Source organism: Lacibacter sp. H407 (genome assembly GCF_037892605.1).
Lineage (GTDB): Bacteria > Bacteroidota > Bacteroidia > Chitinophagales > Chitinophagaceae > Lacibacter.
Genome location: NZ_JBBKTU010000001.1, coordinates 706,915 through 723,707 on the forward strand (window position 1 = coordinate 706,915; position 16,793 = coordinate 723,707).

General features: G+C 40.0%; 15 protein-coding genes. 5 read left to right on the forward strand and 10 right to left on the reverse strand.

Going from position 1 to position 16,793, the window contains the following annotated elements; translation table 11 throughout:
- Positions 1-13: 13 nt before the first annotated feature.
- On the reverse strand, positions 14-631 hold the full coding sequence (locus WG989_RS02980; protein ID WP_340427242.1) for a PsbP-related protein: 618 nt from the start codon (positions 629-631) through the stop codon (positions 14-16).
- Between the two features lie 278 nt (positions 632-909).
- Here WG989_RS02980 and WG989_RS02985 point away from each other — a divergent pair, with 278 nt between their 5' ends.
- Complete coding sequence (locus tag WG989_RS02985; RefSeq protein WP_340427244.1) at positions 910-2,307, forward strand: MATE family efflux transporter; 1,398 nt, start codon at positions 910-912, stop codon at positions 2,305-2,307.
- 53 nt (positions 2,308-2,360) lie between these two features.
- Here the strand turns inward: WG989_RS02985 and WG989_RS02990 are convergent, their stop codons facing one another.
- The 3 genes from WG989_RS02990 to WG989_RS03000 form a co-directional block, all read right to left on the reverse strand.
- The gene (locus WG989_RS02990; protein WP_340427246.1) at positions 2,361-3,206 is read right to left on the reverse strand and encodes an RNA-dependent RNA polymerase family protein; all 846 of its coding nucleotides are present in this window, start codon (positions 3,204-3,206) and stop codon (positions 2,361-2,363) included.
- A 35-nt stretch (positions 3,207-3,241) separates the two neighbouring features.
- Entirely contained in the window at positions 3,242-3,925 is a 684-nt protein-coding gene (locus tag WG989_RS02995; RefSeq protein ID WP_340427248.1) for a hemerythrin domain-containing protein, read from the reverse strand.
- 252 nt (positions 3,926-4,177) lie between these two features.
- Complete coding sequence (locus WG989_RS03000) at positions 4,178-4,948, reverse strand: hypothetical protein (protein WP_340427249.1); 771 nt, start codon at positions 4,946-4,948, stop codon at positions 4,178-4,180.
- A gap of 273 nt (positions 4,949-5,221) precedes the next feature.
- Here WG989_RS03000 and WG989_RS03005 point away from each other — a divergent pair, with 273 nt between their 5' ends.
- On the forward strand, positions 5,222-8,281 hold the full coding sequence (locus WG989_RS03005) for a ligand-binding sensor domain-containing protein (RefSeq protein WP_340427251.1): 3,060 nt from the start codon (positions 5,222-5,224) through the stop codon (positions 8,279-8,281).
- A gap of 138 nt (positions 8,282-8,419) precedes the next feature.
- Positions 8,420-8,932: a GIN domain-containing protein gene (locus WG989_RS03010; RefSeq protein WP_340427252.1), complete on the forward strand. Its 513-nt coding sequence runs from the start codon at positions 8,420-8,422 to the stop codon at positions 8,930-8,932.
- 62 nt (positions 8,933-8,994) lie between these two features.
- Here WG989_RS03010 and WG989_RS03015 read toward each other — a convergent pair whose 3' ends face one another.
- The 5 genes from WG989_RS03015 to WG989_RS03035 all read right to left on the reverse strand — a co-directional run bounded on the left by WG989_RS03015 (position 8,995) and on the right by WG989_RS03035 (position 14,621).
- Positions 8,995-9,768 carry a LytR/AlgR family response regulator transcription factor gene (locus tag WG989_RS03015; protein ID WP_340427253.1) on the reverse strand — a complete coding sequence of 258 codons (774 nt, stop codon included), beginning with the start codon at positions 9,766-9,768 and terminating at the stop codon, positions 8,995-8,997.
- Between the two features lies 1 nt (position 9,769).
- The gene (locus WG989_RS03020) at positions 9,770-10,858 is read right to left on the reverse strand and encodes a sensor histidine kinase (protein ID WP_340427254.1); all 1,089 of its coding nucleotides are present in this window, start codon (positions 10,856-10,858) and stop codon (positions 9,770-9,772) included.
- Positions 10,855-11,919, reverse strand: a complete 1,065-nt coding sequence (locus WG989_RS03025; protein ID WP_340427255.1) for a sensor histidine kinase — start codon at positions 11,917-11,919, stop codon at positions 10,855-10,857. The genes WG989_RS03020 and WG989_RS03025 overlap by 4 nt, the downstream gene beginning before the upstream one ends.
- A 471-nt stretch (positions 11,920-12,390) precedes the next feature.
- Positions 12,391-13,665, reverse strand: coding sequence for an OmpA family protein (locus tag WG989_RS03030; RefSeq protein ID WP_340427256.1), 1,275 nt, complete (start codon positions 13,663-13,665; stop codon positions 12,391-12,393).
- 11 nt (positions 13,666-13,676) lie between these two features.
- Complete coding sequence (locus WG989_RS03035) at positions 13,677-14,621, reverse strand: c-type cytochrome (RefSeq protein WP_340427257.1); 945 nt, start codon at positions 14,619-14,621, stop codon at positions 13,677-13,679.
- Between the two features lie 250 nt (positions 14,622-14,871).
- Between WG989_RS03035 and WG989_RS03040 the strand changes: the two genes are divergently transcribed.
- Together WG989_RS03040 and WG989_RS03045 are read left to right on the forward strand one after the other, a co-directional pair.
- Positions 14,872-15,087 carry a hypothetical protein gene (locus tag WG989_RS03040; RefSeq protein WP_340427258.1) on the forward strand — a complete coding sequence of 72 codons (216 nt, stop codon included), beginning with the start codon at positions 14,872-14,874 and terminating at the stop codon, positions 15,085-15,087.
- Between the two features lie 84 nt (positions 15,088-15,171).
- Positions 15,172-15,585 (forward strand): DUF4345 domain-containing protein, encoded by a 414-nt coding sequence (locus WG989_RS03045; RefSeq protein ID WP_340427260.1) that lies wholly within the window; start codon positions 15,172-15,174, stop codon positions 15,583-15,585.
- A 34-nt stretch (positions 15,586-15,619) separates the two neighbouring features.
- Here WG989_RS03045 and WG989_RS03050 read toward each other — a convergent pair whose 3' ends face one another.
- Positions 15,620-16,687, reverse strand: coding sequence for a phosphotransferase enzyme family protein (locus WG989_RS03050; protein WP_340427261.1), 1,068 nt, complete (start codon positions 16,685-16,687; stop codon positions 15,620-15,622).
- Between the last annotated feature and the right edge of the window lie 106 nt (positions 16,688-16,793).

A 16,793-nucleotide genomic window follows, 5' to 3' on the forward strand; every position in this document is an offset into this window, starting at 1 on the left:
TTCAATATTTTTATCAGAACTTAAATGAATTAAAGATCTTGTTCGCTGTGGTTTCAAATGCATCACGCTCTCCTTCTTTGCTTACATAGGTAAGTACATATCCTTTACCGCTGCTTGAAATGGTAAAGAGTTGTTTGATCTGGATATCATCGGTCATGCTTCCATATCTTCCTTTGTAAATGATCTGGTATGCTCTTGCGCCATTGCGGTTGAAATACATGGACGATACTTCTTTATACCCCTTCACCAGTTCTTTTACGGCATCCATATTTGTTTGCACATACTGTTCAATGGTAGTATTTGCTTTTAATTCTTCAATTTGAAGATTCAGATTTTGTCTGAATTTATCATCACTGTTTTCTGCAGGTGATGTTAACTGAAAAATAGCGTTATCCGATTTATCATTAAAAGTCCAGTCGCCGGGATAGCCAATGGTATAACGTCCTTGCGGATCGCTGTACTTCTTCAACTCACTGCTGGTTGTGGGGGTGTTTGAATTGGAATTGGTGGGTGTGTTGGTATTGGGTTTGTTGTTGCCTGTATTCAGGTCGTTCACAGGTATACGTGCAGGCTGTGCCCATACAGCCGTAGCAGATACAACAAGGGAAAGGGCTACGATTATCTTTTTCATTATCATTGATTGTGTTATAAAAGTACAAACTTGTATTCCATAATGCAATGAAAAATCCTGTGAACCCCTTAAAATACCGTATTCCACGGATAGTTTCCGTCCGTCAACAAGGGAGTTTTTGATTCCACCAGAAAATATTTAGTTTTACAACTCTTATTTTACGCATATGAAGTTCTAAGCTGTCTTTGTTTCAAAAGACAAACTCTCCCGACACTGTTTAGCTGAAGTCAATCTCTTCGGCTTATCTTCTATTTCATTAACAGATTTAAACCTTTTTCATGACGACTAACCAAAAACCGAACAGGCTATCCTATATCTATCAAACATTCAAACAATCACTGAACGGGGAGCAGCAGGATTATACAACAGGAAGTATTCGCAAAGCAGTGTTTCTGCTGGCCATTCCCATGATCCTAGAACTGAGCCTTGAAAGCGTATTTGCTGTAGTAGATATGTTTTTTGTAGGTAAGCTTGGCGAAAATGCAATTGCAACTGTTGGCCTTACCGAATCGGTGATCACCATTGTCTATTCCGTAGCCATTGGCTTAAGCACAGCAGCTACGGCCGTTGTAGCAAGACGGATCGGTGAAAAAAATCCGGATGCTGCTGCACACGCCGGTGCACAATCCTTACTTATTGCATTTGTTGTAACTGCTCTTATCAGTGTAGCAGGTATTGTTTATGCATCGGATATTTTACGATTAATGGGTGCCAGTGATGATGTGGTAAAAGACGGCACCATTTTTACACAGATCATGCTGGGCGGAAGTATTGTGATCATGTTACTTTTCCTCATCAATGGTATTTTCAGAGGAGCAGGTGATGCGGCCATGGCGATGAAAAGTTTATGGATCGCCAGTATCATCAATATCATTCTCTGCCCCATATTTATCCATTACCTGGGATTGAAAGGCGCTGCTATTGCAACCGTAATTGGACGAAGTTCCGGTGTGTTGTATCAATGCTGGCATTTATTCAAAGGCAATGGTATTTTAAAAATGACGGCTGCTCACTTTGGGTTTGATCCAAAACTCATTCGCTCTATTGTAACCATTGCATGGCCAGCCACTTTACAGTTTGTAATTGCAAGCGGCAGCTGGATCTTTCTTGCACGTCTTGTAGCAGAAACAGGTGGCACCACCGCATCAGCAGGTTACCAGGTAGCCATCCGCAATGTGGTGTTCTTTATTTTACCGGCATGGGGATTGAGTAATGCGGCGGCAACATTGGTAGGACAAAATCTTGGCGCCAAACAAATTCAACGGGCCGAGCAAAGTGTGTTACTAACGGCGAAGTATAATGCCATTTTTATGAGCCTTGTCACGGTACTGTTTGTATTTTTTGCAAAACCCATTATCAGCATTTTCTCGCAGGATGCAGGCGTGATCGCATACGGTGCCAGAGCTTTGCAGATCATTGGTACCGGTTATATTTTTTACGGAATAGGGATGGTAATGATACAGGCATTGAATGGCGCAGGCGATACAAAAACGCCTACCTGGATCAACTTTATTGGCTTCTGGTTATTCCAGATTCCGCTTGCTTATTTCCTCGCAAAAGGATTGGATATGAATTCAACCGGTGCATTTATTGCCATACCGGTGGCTGAAACATTGATCGCATTGGTAGCGTGGTACTATTTCAAAAAAGGAAAGTGGAAACTGGTGCAGGTATAAAATAACAAGCCCTGTGCAAATGCACAGGGCTTTTACCAAACAAGACCAAGTGATCATTTTATTTCGTTCATCCATTGCTGCGCAAAGTTGCGAGCAACGGTTACTACGTCTTTTCCTGCACGGAATGCCATTTTCCAACGGTTGCCTTTTGATTCGTAAGCACGGTTTTCAAAATAAAGTTTGTTGCCCTTTGTTACAACTTTCGCATCAAAATCAACAGTTGCTGTTTCATCCATGAATTCCTGCAACCGCTTCTTAACATATAATAAATGATTGGCGGGATATTTTTCTTCCCACGCTTTAATTTGTCGATCATAATTTTCCTGATTACTTTTTACCATGTCGTCGTATGCATTTGCATAGTTTACAACTGATTTATTATTGGGATCTTCCGCTTTTTTTAATTCTGCTTTGTTGCTTGCCAGCATTTTTTCAAACAAGGGTTTCATGGAAGCATCAGCTTTTTTATAACTCTCTTCCATGTCGGCTACACTTTTTCTAAAGCTTGCAATTGATTGCTCACGCATTTCTGCAGGTGTTTGAATTTTTTGAAACGCAGGTTTGTGGTAGTTGCGCATTTCAGTATAGTTCTTGATAAAATCAGCAGAGCCCACATATTTTTTTGAATACGTCATTATCTCATTTGTCAATACTACCCTGCTGCCTGCAGCAATGCTTTTTAAATTCTTAACGCCATAGGCATCAAATGAACCGCTTAAAAATCCATGCCTGATCTTTTCCTCCGCCCCGGGTTTTGATAAACCGAGTTGCTTCAAAAAATCATCGCTGAATGAGCGAATACTAAATGATACAAGTGAAGATGCAAGAATGGTGAGCACTGCTGCAATACTCAATACCTGAATGGCTGGCAGTATTTGTTTGAATTGTGTTTTTTTCATTGTGATGATGTTTCGTTTGTGATGAGTAAAAAGTATCAGGAAGCCAGCATTGCTCCCTCTGTTAAGTGCTCCTGAATTTTTTGCCAGCGATTGTCCGTCAGCTCTGCCATTGCAAGACCAAGGAACGATTGAAATACAAAATCGGGCGCATTGTTTTTTACCTGTTTCAGCCAATCAATGATCTCTGTATTTGACAATCCACGCATCATCCATTTATTGTAAAGTGGCATTTTCTCAGCAGGTACATTCGCAATTATAGTAGCTGTAATACTATGCAAGTGCTCATCATCAAAATAGCGCCATAATAATTTGTTGAGAACATCTTCTTCCTTTTTCATATGCTCCAGGTTGAACAATGTAAATTCAAATACCGCCTTACTGATAGCTGCGCCAATTTCCTGTTTTGCATTTGCAGAAATCGTAAGCGAAAATGCCTGAAGTAACCCATGTACATTTTTACTGAGAGTAAGATCTTTTACATGCTCCTGTTCAAACACATCCACAACAGAAGGTTCATATTCAGCAATGGCCGGAAGAATAAATGTATCTTCTGTATGCGCATGCTCATCAAATAATTCAAGAATAATTTTCACTTGCTGAACCGCTTCTTCTGCATCTTCTGCATCTGTAAAATCGGTTTGCTGAAGTTTGATAATTGTTTCATACAACAATGCACGTAATCCTTTGTGGACCTGGTTGAAAATATTATAACGTTTCATAAAAAAGGTTTAATGATAAATAATAACTACTGTAAAATTGATGCGTTTCTGCTGCGTTGCAAACAAGCACTGTAATGAGTTGATTGTTTTACTGAATGAAATGAAAACAAATAAAATCTTCTGCAAACTCTGAACGAAAAATCAACCTCAAATAAATTCCATCACTCTAAAAAAAACAGCCGGATGTCTTACGGGACTTCCGGCTGCAGCTGCTGTTTCAACAATACTCGCCTTACGGGGCAAGCAGGTTGTTTATGATGCCTGTCTTAAAACAAATCCTTCCAGAATAATATTTGTGATGTTATTAATTTTTGCAATCCGCATTTTTGTTGGGTAGTACCCGGTTGTTTGAACTTTCGCAGGTTGTGGAATGCTGCGTTCAAAATTCGGATTTGCAAGAATGAATTGTTCCGTGATCATCGGTTCATAGAATGTTACTTTCCCATCGTACGAACCATAGATAAATGTTTGTGTAAACGGAGCACCGTTTAATTCAGGTGCTGTAAAATCAAGCCAATGCACGCCCATTTTTGGAACACCGCCTCCAGGGTTAAAATAAGTAGCAGGAAAATAAGCAGGAGCAGGCCAGTTCTTGTGTTTGCTGCTGTCAACTTCGTAGGGAGGAATTGCAGCAACTGCTTCCGGTGTGATGCTGTAAAAATGAAAATCAAAATGCGGTAATCCATAAATAAACTCAGGCTCATGTCCATGTGGATTCCAACCGAGATCTACGTGGTTGAACGGAGTGGCCGCAGCTTTGGGATGTAATTTGAGTATCACTGAATTGTTGTGACTGTGTCCACCACTTTGATCTTGCCCTCTGTCTAAACTACTCATCGCTGCTTCATCCACAGCAACTGCAAGACGCAGTGGTTTATTGTTATCATCTACTTCATACCAGGTCCATGCTTTACCATGTTGAAAAGTTGTAACCGGGCCAATAAATACTTTTTCATTGCTTTCTTTTTTGCAGGAAGTAAAGAGAGCACTTGCTATTACAGCAAAGAATAAAATCCGTTTCATTTTTTGTTTAAGGTTTAATGATTAATACTGATTGAATAACACTGCAAAGATGTACATCCGTTATCTGCAACAGAACCTGCATGTGAATGAAATGCTGATTTGAAGTATTGAATTGTAAGCGCATACTGCCATTACACTTCATTATAATAGCATCAAAAAACAGCAGTACAATTCATCCCCGCATTTCATCAATTCAGATACCCGAATTACAATTCATACAGGCATTTACACAGTTTATACAACCAATCATTACATTTGGAATACCTGAACACTATGCTGCACAAGTTTTTCCTTTTTTGCGGATGTATATTTTTTCTGAGCGGATTATCTGCGCAGCAATTGGATTATACATTTACGCATTACTCCACCAATTCAGGATTGTTATCGAACCAGATCAACAGCATTGTGCAGGATGAAAAAGGGTTTATCTGGACGGGCACTACCGACGGACTGCAACGTTTTGACGGTATCCGTTATAAATCATTCCGGCATATAAAGAACGACAGCACCAGCCTGCCTTCCAACCCGGTGTGGCAGTTGAAAGTTGATCACAAAAAAAACTTATGGGTGTTTCTTGCCAGTGGAGAGATCGGCATTTTCAATACGAAAACATTCAAGTTTCGTCAAGCGCATGTTAAAACCATTCATCCACGTGCTGAAAAAACGTCGGTGAAGCGGATGACCGAAGATGATAAAGGAAATATTTTTTTGATACTGGGTGGCAATGAAGTACTCACCTATAATGCAGCCCTGCATGAATTCGCCCCGGCACATAATTTTTTCTTATTTAAACCTGAATGGCGTATTGCTGATTTTGCTCCGCAACCCGGCACCCAAAAATATTGGATCAGTATACAGGATCACGGCTTTGCGATTTACAATCATGCAACCAAATCGCTGAGTTATGCAGGTAACAACAAAGAAGATGAAAAACTGATCGATGAATTTAACGGCAACCGCCATCCCTATGGGTTATACTTTGATAAACAGAACCGGCTTTGGTTCTTTACCTGGGGCAATGGTTTTCCTTCGATCTATTGCTACGATCTTCGAAAGAAAGAATTTATCCTGTATGAATATAATTTGATCGCAACACTTCAAACCTACTATGAAGTGCATGGATTTCTGGAGCAGGAAGATGGGAGTCTCTGGTTACGGGGCCTGCAGGTGTTTGGGCGATTTAACGAAACAACAAAACAATTTCAATTTGTAAAGAACGGTTATGGCAACGAGCGAAGTATTGCGTATGAAAACATCAGAGGGTTAATCGAAGATCGTGAAAAAAATATCTGGGTCGCCACCAGCAATAATGGTGTGTTTCGTTTTAACCCTGCACAGCATGCGTTTCAAAACATCACACACATCAACCGGATCATCGGCAAACAGGGAACAGGAAGTGCGTTGTCGTTTTCGGAAACCAAATGGGGAACTGTACTTGTTGGCACCTGGGGCGATGGATTGTATCATTACGATAAAAACTTCAACCAAATTCCTTTGAATCTGAAAGGAATAAAAGAAAATGAAAGCTATTCGTTTTGGAATATGGTTGCATCTGCCGACAGCAATACGATTTGGTTATCGGCACAACCCGGCATTATGAAGATCAACCAGGATCAGCGAACGGCAACGTACTACAACCCTCCTGCGTTGGAAAACAGGACAATGCGGCAAATAGCAGAAGATAAGTTTGGCAACTTATGGGTCGGCGCACAAAGTATTGGACTGTTTAAGTGGGATGCTGCAAAGGGAGCCAATGATTTTAACAACGGAATTCGAAAACTTAAGAACGTACCGCAACAACAGGTAAACAAGATTATAATTGATTCAAAAGGGTTGGTTTGGGTTGCATTTGGAATTGGAGGTGCGTATGCTATAGATCCAGCAACAGAAAAAATTGTTTATCAATTCAGCGACCAACTTCCGTATCCTTACAAACTGCCTGAAGAGGGTGTATCATCGCTACTGGAATATAACGACAGCATGATGATCATCACCACTTCCACGCAAATCGTGTTGTACAACAAGCGCAGTAACAAGTCGTCGCTTGTTGGAACCGCCGAAACAATTTCCGGTTATATTACCGACCTGCGCAAAGACAAGAACGGCTATGTATGGCTAACCAGCACCAGTGGCCTGTACCGGATCAACGTTGAAAAAAATGTATTCGTTCGTTTTACAAAAGAAGATGGAATTGACAACGAAAATTTTATTGTTGCAGCATCAGCGCTGTTACGTGATGGCCGGATGTTGTTAGGCAGTACCAATCAGTTTATTGTTTTTGATCCGCTTGCAATTATTGTAAAACGCTCGGCCCCATCGGTGATCGTTACTGATTTTAAGATCAGAAATAAATCAGTACCGGTTGATTCATTGCAACAACTGAAAACAATTAATCTGAAACCCGGCAACAATTCGATCAGTATTGAATTTTCCTGTCTGGAATTTTCTACTCCATATAAAGTGGCTTACCGGATGAGCCATATTGACAAAGACTGGGTAATTGCAGATGCCAGTCAGCAAGCGATCTATTCCTATTTACCAAGCGGCACATACCTGTTTGAACTGCGTTCGATCGATGAAGAAGGACGAATGGGTACCACCATTACGCAACTTGAAATAAAAATGAATGCGCCGTTCTGGAAAACATGGTGGTTCTATGGTATTCTTATTTTGCTTAGTGCAGCATTTATTTATTGGCTCGATCGGGAACGGATGAAACGGAAAGAAGCGATGTTGCAAATGCGTACTTCTATTGCCGACAATCTGCACAATGAAGTAAACACTGCTTTGAACAATATCAATATCCTGAGTGAGATGGCGAAGATTAAAGCCGATAAAGATCCACAGAAATCGAAAGAATACATTGAACAAATCCATACCAAAAGCCATAACATGATGATCGCAATGGATGATATGTTATGGAGTATTGATCCGCATAACGATAACATGCAGAAAACGATCGAACGCATGAAAGAATACCTGGACGCATTACGTAACCGGCACCAGGTAGAGATCGAAATTGTGTTTGAAAAAAATGTGGAGCTGCTGGAGTTGAATATGAAACTGCGCCATGAAGCATTTCTCCTTTTTAAAGATGCCATTAACAGCCTGGTACAGGCCGGTGCAAAAAAATGCCAGATCCATTTAGGCATTGAAAAATCGAAGCTGCAATTCACCATGCAAATTGAAAACGATTGTTGCGACATGCAGCAGCTCAACAATCTCCTTCAACGGCAGGATATGGAAATTAGGCTTGCTGCTATCAAAGCAAAGCTGGATGTGCAGGTTCATAAAAGCAGTTCGGTTTTTATACTGCAGGTTCCTGTTGCTTAAACACATCTCTGCCGAATTGTTTTTTACACTTTATACGGCTATTCGTACAATTCATTCACAGCAGCATTGACCAAGGTTTGCTGCTGCCTCATCTTTGTGTTGTAATTTTTTAACCTTATCATCATTAAACCTTTTCTCATGAATGTTAAACATCTGTTTGCAGCCATGCTGTTGCTGGTTGCAACTGCTGCAAATGCACAAACAAGCGGATCAAAAAAAGCAGCCATCAAAAAAATCAACGTTGAACGTTTTCACAAACTGGTGATCGATGCATCCATTGATGTACTCCTCATTGAAGACGATGCACCCGGCAAACTTTATATTGAGGGTGACTCCACTTACTTCAATGAGATAACAGTTACTGAAAAAGAAGGTGTGCTTACGATTGCCGCCACCAAAGACCGGAATTACAAAAAGCGTATTTACATTGGCTTACCGGTGCAACAACTGAAAGAAGTGGAGATCAATGCAGCTTCGTTTGTATTGGGGATGAATACGCTGAAATCTCCAAACTTAATTGTAAAAATGAACTATGATTGTATTGTAAGTTTGAAATCGACCGGCCCAATTGAATTAAAAACGAATACTGAAACCAGTTATACGCAATTTAAAGAGTTGCCCAGGCAGTACAGAAACAGCTTCGGAAAATAAGGATCCACATCAGTACATAAAAAAGGACAGCAAATGCTGTCCTTTTTTATGTTGTTCCTTTTTTATTTACCCATCCACTTTTTAAAATCACTCACCTTTTCACGGCTTACTAATGCTTCTTTATCCACCGCTGGTTTTAATTGCAGGATGAGGCGGTTGCCAAAATAATCATCAATTTTTTCGATGCTCCCAACTGACACATAAAAGGAACGGCTAATACGGAAATATTTTTCCGGGTCCAGCATTTCTTCCAATTCGTCCATTGTATAATCAACCACATATTTTTTGTTATCGGATGTTTTGAAAAAATTCAACCGTCCATCGCTATAGAAATAAGCGATCTCGTCAATTTCAACCGATACCAGTTTCTGCGCATGTTTTACCAGGAATCGCTTACGGTATTCTTTTGGTTGTAATTTCTGCTGCAATTGCTTCACAAGGCTATCCAGGTTAATATCCGCCTTCCCTTCTGCTGCAGCCACATGTAACTGACGATACTTTTGCAAAGCGGCCTGCAACTCTTCTTTTTGCACAGGCTTCAGCAAGTAGTCTATACTGTTTACTTTAAATGCTTTCAATGCATATTCATCGTACGAAGTAGTAAAGATCACCGGGCTCTTTACATCTACGAGATTAAACACTTCAAAACTTTGTCCGTCGGCCAACTCTATATCCATCAAAATAAGATCCGGACGTTCATTTTCGTTTAACCAATCAACGGTTGCTTTAATACTATCGGTTACGCCTATTACATTAGCAGTGCTATCCACGGCCAGTAAAGTTTTTTGCAGTTTTTTTACTGCCAGTTCTTCGTCTTCAACAATAAGAATTTGCATATTATACTGTTTTGGTTTCGTTAATAATTGTTCGCTTTGTTTCGGTATTGTTATTCCATATTAACGGCAATACCACGGTATAATTTTTTTCATCATCAATTACCTGGAAGCCTTGCTGCTTCAACAGTTCATATTTTGCCTTTATATTACCGAGCCCTACTTTATTACTGGGCACTTTTACCGTTCTTCGTTGCAGGTTATTGTTCACCACCAGTTTGTTGCCGGCCGTTGTAAAAATATCGATCACCAATGGCTTGTTTTTCGACAGCACATTGTGCTTCACTACATTCTCCACCAGCAGTTGTAATGTAAGAGAAGGCAGCATGTAGGTATCGTAGCGTTTATCAATTTCAATATTTAACTGCACCGCTTCACCATGACGTGTTTGTAATAACTGGTAATACGAACGGATGAAACGGATCTCATTGTCTACCGTACTGAGACCATCTTCATTATTACGTAACAGGTAACGATACACTTTGCTCAATTCATTCAAAAATTTCTCGGCTGTTTTTTTATCTTCCGAGATCAGTGAAGAAAGTGTATTAAAACAATTGAACAGAAAATGGGGGTTTACCTGGTTCTTCAAACTGTCAAACTCCTGAAACATTGACAGCTGCTGCATGTTCTGTTTTTCCTCCACACTTTCTTTGTACCGCTCCAGCACGTAATCAGCTTCATACAAGGTTTCAAAAATGAGGTTCACACAAAAACCAATGATCAGCCCTGCTTTAAAATCTTCCATCGAAAATTCATAGCTGAGCACATGTATAAGATCATACAAAAAAAAGATAAACGTAACAGACAGCGACATGAACGGGATCAAACAAAATGCCTGTATCAGTATCCTGCTTTTTGTTTGTCTGATCTCCGGCAGCCGATGCTTAATGTAGTTCCCGATAAACACATGTCCTCTCCACGAGCCCATACCGACTATAAAGATCAATGGAAAAGAAATGAACCATACCATAAAATCATTGAACAGCCGCTGATCGAACATAATATAATTCAGCAGTATTGAAATAATAGGCATGGATGCAAAGAACGAATGCACCTGTAGCTTGGTCGGCTTATTCCATTTACTACTCATACAGCTACCTCCTCTTGTTTAACGATCAATGGCAAACGTATGCTTCGCTCGCCTCCTGTTTCTTTGATGAGTACGGGCGATTGATTGAGCAACTGGAATTTATTTACCAGGTGATCAAGCTCAGCTTCCATATCATGTATCTCTTCAGTTACAAGTTTTGGTTGCACGTTGTTGTGCACGATCAATGTTGTGTCAGTAGGTGTGTCAATGGCAATGCATAGTGGACTGGACTTGCTCATACTGTTTTGTGTAAATGCATTTTCAATCAACACCTGCAGCGATAATGGTGGTAATAAATTTTTAGCAGCCGCATCGCTTACACGCACCGATAATTGTAACCCTTCGCCATAGCGTGCTTTCAGCAAATAAAAATAAGAATCCACAAACTGTAATTCTGTTTCCAGGCTTACCAAATGATCTTCATCGTTGCGCAGCATATAACGATATACTTTACTCATTTCATTCAAAAAACGTTCTGCTTTTTCTTCATCATCCTGTATTAAACTTGATAATGAATTTAAACTGTTGAAGAGGAAATGCGGATTCAACTGGCTCTTCAACCCCTGCAGTTGACTCTGTTTGAAAACTTTTTTTAATTGCTCTGTTTCTTTTAAACTATTGTTCCATTTTTCATAACGGTCGAGCCCCTCCATGAGTAGAGTAATAAAAACATTCACAATCCCCATTCCGATATAAGCCAGAAAAAAAATACGTTGATCGAACGTGTAATTGAACATCTGAATCAGTTCATACCCCTTAAACAGCGAAGCCAGAAACAAGCCTGTAATTACTATGAACGTCAAGATCATTACACTCAACTTGATGCCAACCTGCCGCTCCTCAGGAAACCGACGTTTCATCAATACTGCCCATCCACCGCAAAGTGTAAAATTGATGGCAAATGCAAAACATGCCAATCCTGTTGCTACGATAAATATTTGCCAGCTTGAATAATATTTAATGCCCAGAATAATTGAATTAAGCACAATAGAAATTGGCAAAAGAATCAATGCTAAAACACTGTAATCCCGGCTGGTGTAATATGGTAATTTCAATTTCATGGTACTACTACAAATTACCATCTTTTGCTGATTTTGTTGAATGGGGCCGAAAGGATTTACGGATCATACTGTATGAATTGAGGAAAAGAAGGGATGAATTGCAGCCGGACTACCTATACTGTATCCCTGCTATTGGTTTATAAAATTACCCCAAGGTCAATTTTCACAGCCTGCATCCGAAACGTTTGTGTGTTCATGTTGACAGAATTAATAATCAAGTGCAAACTTACCGGGTACAATGTTTGAAAAACAGCCGTACTTGCATGAACTGTTTTATTCATTGTATGACCTGTACAATTGAAGTGTACGCTTCACGGTACAAACACACTGAAAAAACCAATATTTCTAAATAGCAAAAGCCCGCAGGGAGAACCCGACGGGCAGATAATGATACCTAAACACTAAACAATCGTACTGGTATATGCAAACAGGTTTACTGGGAGCAGTATCTTCAGTTCCATCAACAATGGTTTACAGTTTAGTAAATTCAACTCTGCGGTTGGCTGCTTTTCCTTCTTTGGTTTTATTGTCGGCCACAGGTTTTGCTTCGCCCTTCCCATCAGTTTCAAGTCTTGCTGCATCAATACCAAACTCGTTCGTTAATACATCCTTTACAGTTGCTGCACGTTTTTGTGAGAGCGTAAGATTGGCGGCATCTGCCCCATCACTATCAGTATGTCCGGTAATGCTGATGCGTACCGATGGATTTGCTTTAAGCACCGCTGCAATTTCCCGGATCACACCATACGATGTTGGCTGCAACGTTGCTTCATTTACATTAAAGAGAATGCCTGTTGTTGAGAATGTACCTTCTTCCATCAGCTTATGTCTTGTATCAGGGATACCCGTTGCCACTTTGATATTGCCGAGATAAAAGCCAATTTCATTTTCTTTATACCCCGAACTATGGATCTTGAAGAATAGTTGATTAAACATGTATTGTGTTGCCAGTGCTTTTGGTATATCAAATACTTTTTCGCTGTTGATCCAGATGCGTAAGCGGCTTTCCTGTATCTGCAAGGCAATGTGTATTACTTTGTTGTAATTATCATCAAAGCTGTTTAATTCCTGATCAGTGCTTTTATAAAAATCTTTTCGTTCAATAAAACTTTTCACGCCGGCATAGCTGGGTGTACTTTTATAACCCGGACGAAGCATTACTTCTGTTGATTGGTATTTACTGTGATTGGTCATTAGCTCATTCTCTGTAGTAGCCAAGTCACTACTTGACAACAACCCAAACGTAACCAACGGAAGTGTATAACTCTTGTAGTTAAATGCCAGCAGCAGATCAAACTCAACCGTAAAGTTTTTTGGAAACTCCGTTTTATTACCTGTGAGGTAAAAAGAGTTCTGGTACATCTTTGTCCAGTTGCCACTCAAACCATCTACAGTTACTACTTCACCTTTGCCGGTCGTATTCCAGTTAAGTGGCAATTCACCAATGGCATCCTGCGAAAAATCTTCGGTGTACAATAATTTTTCGCCGGGAATAAAATCAAAGCTGCTTGCATATCCCACATTCTTTTTAGTTGAAGAAGCAGAGCCATCGGTTGAATTGTTGGTGGCAGGTTTCTGTTTTCCTTTTCCTTCCACTTCATCCAATGCTTCATCAATCCCTTTGTCAATTTTTGTATTGACACGCTGATTTACTTTTGCCTTTGCACGATTCAATATATTACCGACTTGTGCCTGCAACATCATTGGCACTAAAAACAGAATCGCAATAAAAAGATGTTTGTTCATGGTTAATTGTTTTATTTTTCTTCAACTGATGTTTTAGATGGCTTTACCGATTGCAGATAATTGTAAACAGCGGTCAATTCATCATCTGTCATTTTCTTATATGAATTCCATGGCATGTGACTATGTTTTATCAATTTGCCCATGCGTACACGATCAATAAAGTTCTTTTTACTCCAGCCATACATTCGGCTTTCAGTATGTGGTGTAAGATTGGGAGGCGTTAAAGTATCAACACCGGGTTCAATAAACGGATTACCACCAGCCAGATGTTCTCCTATCAATTCACCGGTTGGGCCACGTTGTGTATGGCAACCGGTACAATTGGCTACATAGTTTACAATATAACTACCATATGCAGCCGATGTATCTTTCGTAACAGTTTTTGGAATTTCCCCACTTGGACCAACAGGTTTTATTAGAAAAGCCTTGAGCACTTTCCCCATTGTGCTGTATTCATTTTCAGGTACTTTATTTTTTACTGGCTTTAATGTTCGCAGATACGAAATAATCGCTGTCATATCTTCTTCGCTTACATTGTGGAAAGGCATAAAATCGATCATAGCCTGCCCTTTTGAATTAACGCCATAATATAATGTGCGGGCAATCTCAGCATCTGATAATTTACCGATACCGGTTTCAGCATCAGACGTAATGTTTCTGCTATAGAATTTTCCCAATTCAAATTCAAACTTTCTTCCGCCACTCAGCGTTGGTTCAATACCCAGTTGTGCTAATGAATCTGTGTTTTGATCGCTGTGGCAATCGGCACAATGCGCCATGCTGTAAACAAGATGTTTCCCCTGTGCAATAACTGTACTGTCTGTTGATGCTTTAATGTTGGGATAAGGTGCTTCAAAACGAAGGTCCTGACGGGTGGCAGTTAATGCGGTGAGTGCTACGACAATGAACAGCAGAATAATGCCGGTCCATTTCGCAATTTTTTTAAATCGCTTCATGATAATAAGGTTTTGGACAGCAAAGATGTTTTGCCGCAACTACAATCAACAGCATGGCTTGCATGAATTGTATTTTTTGAATGATGAATTGGAAAGAAGACTTTCGAAAAGCAGCCTTTGTTACTTACAAACAGATCAAAACAATTCATGTTGTTGTTTTTTCAGTTCATACTTCCGGGCTTTTTTATTTGTATGAAGTGATCCTATGTTTGTATTGTTCATTTAACCTTATCATCAAACCTTATTCATTATGAACGAAAAACAACCTTTACAAAACGGCAAGCCGGTTGCCGGAGATGAATGCAGCACCAACAGTTGCAGCAACTGTTATACGTATCATGGCTGTATGCATCAGCCTTATTCTTTCTGGCAGGCGTTGTGTGATGCCGCTGCTTTACAGTTGCAGCCAAGTGAAGAATTAAAAGCAAGGATATTTAACAGCAGTAGCCGATCTTTTGCTGCCTGATGCAATGAACATCTGAAAATCTTGGTAAACACCAAGAACCAAGTCTTGTGCTGTTTCGATTTTTGTATTCTTAAAAAAACAAATATGAAACAGCACAAACTTTTACGCATTTCCTCTGCCACGCTCATCGGTTTTTCAGCATTTGCTATTTTAATGGTGAGCCTCATGGCTTTTCAAAATCCACAAGCCGTAATGGATCTGGTACAGGTAAAATTGCCGAACAACGACGCCTTCAGTTCAATTCGTGGAGTATATGGCGGCGTGGGCTTCACCATTTTTATCAGCTTTATTTATTTGGCATTTAAAGACCATACCAGAGGATTGGCCTTTGCCGCCATTCTTTGGGGATGCTATGCATTTTCCAGATTACTCACCATTTCAATCGAAGGCCCACTGGGTGCGTTTGGTCAGCAATGGCTGATGATCGAGAGTATACTTTGTATTATATCGGTCATCTTATTGATCATTCGTGTAAAAATGCAGGAGGCAAACGCATAAGCAATAAAAATCCCCCGTTGTTACGGGGGATTTTTTATTCATTGGTTGAAAGTACCCGGTTGATCAAAGGAACTAATTCGTTTTCTTTTGCAATGAGTTTTTCAAGCAACACCAGTTGATTAGATGCCCGGATGAAATTATGTTTGAGATAGCGAGCAGCATAGTACACATCATCATTCAAATAATCAGTAAGGAAACGGATGGCCTGCATGTAGATCATGAACTTGCCAGCATAAAAAAACAATTCCTTTTCTGTTGCAGTCAGATCGGTTTTCATTTCGCTAAAGTAGCCACGTACGATCGCCTCAAAAATATCTGCCCTTATTTCGATCTTGCCGAAATCAGCCTCCTCTTCACTTACTGGCGATAGATAGGTACGCATCATATCACCCACATCACTAATAAAATGGCCGGGCATTACTGTATCAAGATCAATTACACACAAGCCTTTACCTTCTTTATTAAATAATACGTTGCTGATCTTTGTATCATGGTGTGTAACCCGCAACTTACAATCAGTATTTGTTTTTATCTGTTGATATTGTTCTGCAATGGACCTTTTATCCATCACTTTCTGTATCAAGGCATCTGCTTCTATGATCCGATCTGCATTTCCATGTTCCAATGCAACAAGAAACTGCTGATATCGCAACGACAGATCATGAAAAGACGGGATCGTGGTTTTCAATTGCGCAATGTCAAGTCCGCTAAGCAAATGAGTAAACCGTCCAAACTGTGTAGCCGCTTCGTACGCTTCGGTTGCTGTTTCCACCACTTCTTTTGCATACGAGCCTTTTACAAATGGAAACATGCGAAAAAAACCTTCGTTTTCTAAGTAAACAAGCGAGGCCCCATCTTCAGCAGTAATTGGTGCAGCAAATGAATAAGCAGGATAATGCTGTTTAAGATAGTTTGCAATTAAACTGATGTTGTATGCAATATCTTCGGGTTCATTAAATACCAAATGATTTAACCGTTGCAGAATATATTCGTTTGAGGCAGTTGTAACTTTCCAGGTGCTGTTGATCAGGCCACTTCCAAAAGCTTCCAGTTTCACTTTCGTTTCCGTTAAACCAAAAACAGGCAATACGGATTTCGACATGATTTGTTGATATTCCAATATATTATAGCTCATGTTAACTCTTGCGGCGATTCTGTTTCTGTAATACAATCATCTCCGGTCATTCGTTCAATACTTGCCACTTCAT